The organism is Flavobacterium sp. (genome assembly GCF_049590715.1).
In the GTDB taxonomy this organism is placed as follows: Bacteria; Bacteroidota; Bacteroidia; order Flavobacteriales; family Flavobacteriaceae; genus Flavobacterium.
Genome location: NZ_JBAWDL010000041.1, coordinates 1 through 2,335, shown reverse-complemented (window position 1 = coordinate 2,335; position 2,335 = coordinate 1). Strand labels below are relative to the sequence as shown.

The window sequence follows — 2,335 nt, the reverse complement described above, 5'->3', positions numbered from 1 at the left end:
AGTTTAAATCCATGTTGTGTGTGGGTTTTCAGAATACGAGGCTAAATTACAAAAACGAATGAAATGTTTGAGAAAGAAATTTTCAAAAGATTTTTGACCGGAGAACTGAAAGTTCGAACTGGCGAAGTATTTCAGATTTGGTATGGTGAAAGAAAAACGATTTTTGATTTCAAGATTTTATTTTATTCTGAACTCAAAAATCGTTAATCAAAAATCTGCAATTATTTCTTTACTACTTCTTTTTCTCGAAGCGCATCATAACCACATCATCAATAAAGAACATTAATTTTTTATCAACGATAGAATAGCGATTTACTTTTTGGAGTATTTTGTAAAACTCATTTTCATCTTGTCCAGGACAAGCCATTCTCGTTCCAAAAGGAACTTCAAAGTGTATTGTTTTATTATCAATAGTGTATTTGCTTCCAAAATTATTGCAGCCAGTATGTCCGCTTACTTTATTTGTTTCAGTCTCAAAAGTGATTTCAGGTTTTTTGTTGGGATACAAACCGTCAAATGCGATTCGGCTTCCTGAAATGTAGTTGAGTTGCCAGTTTCCTTTTAAATTAGTTTCTGTATTTATATTTGTTTTACAAGCGACTAGAATAAGTACTACTATAAAAAATGATAAGAGGAAAATTATTTTTTTCATGATTATGCTTTAATCTTTCTTTATTTTTTGGGTGGTGATTTTTGAAATCCAAACAAAAAAAACAGAAATGAATATAAAAACCAAACATAATACTATGGTGTTTATAAAGACCTTGTTGTAACCAATTGTATTTACATCTAAGAAAGGGTAGGGGTAATAATTTGAAATACTACCTCTAATTAGAATAAAGGTCAAATAGACCAATGGAAATACTTGCCATATAATAACATCTTTGTAAACGAGTTGTTTTTTATCTACATAAACGAGCCAGTGTATAATAAAAAGGATTGGAATTAGAGTATGGAGCAACTCATCAACCAAATATTGAAGTCCGATGGGATTCCATAAAAACCGTAAAATGGTATTGTAAACTAAACCGACAATTGTGATGTAAACAGTTATGGCGGTTAGTATTTTTCTGTTCGTAAAAAAAGAACTTAGTTTTGAATTTGATTTAAACCACAAAAATGAAAAACTAAAGGCTACAAGAATATTTGATAAAATTGTATAAAAACTAAAAAAACGAATCAACGTTTCAGGGATTGAAGCAACTCTATTTAAAATAATAAGGTAGAGTTGTAAACCAACAGCGAACCACCCTAAAATGGTTCCAGTAATTAGAATTAATTGTTGTCCTGACGCTACTTTTTTCTCCATATATGTGATTATTTACCTTTTAAAAATAATCAATTCTAAAATTCGTTTCGTTTGAATTCGTTGGGTTTTATTTTTTCGATTCGTTGACCAATCGTTTTAAAATAGCCCATTGTTTCAATGCGTCACGAGCTTCAACTGCGGGATATCCTAACATGGTTTTCCCGGCAGGAATGTCACCTGTAACACCTGATCCAGCACCTACAATAGCACCAGAACCGATTGTAGTATGATCTTTTATAGATGCGCTTCCGCCAATGATAACACCATCGCCCAAAGTCACAGAACCTGCTAGTCCGCTGTTTCCTGCCATGATGCAAAAACGACCTAGTTTACTGTTGTGACCTATTTGTACTAGATTATCAATTTTGCAACCATCACCTAAAATAGTAGAACTAAATTTCCCTCTATCCACACAAGTATTTGCTCCAATTTCGACACCATTTCCGATGATTACATTACCAATTTGTGGAATTTTAACCAATCCTCTTTCTGGACAAGGACGGAAACCGAATCCATCAGCTCCAATAGTAGCGTTTGGGTGAATAATACAATCGTTACCGATATGACAACGTTCTCTTACCACGGTTCCAGACCAAATAATGGTATTTTTTCCAATAGTAGAAGCGTCAAGAATAGTTACATTTGGATAAATAATAGCATTTTCTGCAATGGTTACTTTAGGACCGATATAACAACCTGCACCAATTTTAACTCCCGAACTGATAACAGCCGTAGCGTCTACATTTGCTGAAGGGTGAATTTCGAATTCAAATTCAGGCATTGGTGAAGCAAAAAGACTCAAAATTTGAGACATAGCCAAGTCGGCATTTTTTACTTTGATAAAAGCTCTGTTTTCTCCTGGTTCTATAGAGATGTCTTCATTTACTACGGCAACACAAGCATTAGAATTAGCCCATAGTTTTTCATATTTTTTATTTCCAATAAATGAAATCTACGTGTTAGTGGCTACTTCTAATTGTTCGGGAGCAGTAATGTTTTGTACTGTATCTCCTAAAATAACTCCTT

General features: G+C 33.3%; 2 protein-coding genes and 1 pseudogene. All 3 read right to left on the bottom strand.

The genetic code is table 11. From position 1 onward, the window contains the following. Nucleotides 1-232 precede the first annotated feature (232 nt). Nucleotides 233-652, bottom strand: a complete 420-nt coding sequence (locus tag WBQ70_RS02235; protein WP_423909970.1) for an META domain-containing protein — start codon at nucleotides 650-652, stop codon at nucleotides 233-235. Nucleotides 653-661: 9 nt separating this feature from the next. Then, entirely contained in the window at nucleotides 662-1,309 is a 648-nt protein-coding gene (locus WBQ70_RS02230; protein WP_423909968.1) for a Pr6Pr family membrane protein, read from the bottom strand. Between the two features lie 67 nt (nucleotides 1,310-1,376). Then, nucleotides 1,377-2,335 (bottom strand): annotated as a pseudogene (gene lpxD / locus WBQ70_RS02225) (UDP-3-O-(3-hydroxymyristoyl)glucosamine N-acyltransferase); the annotation flags it as partial.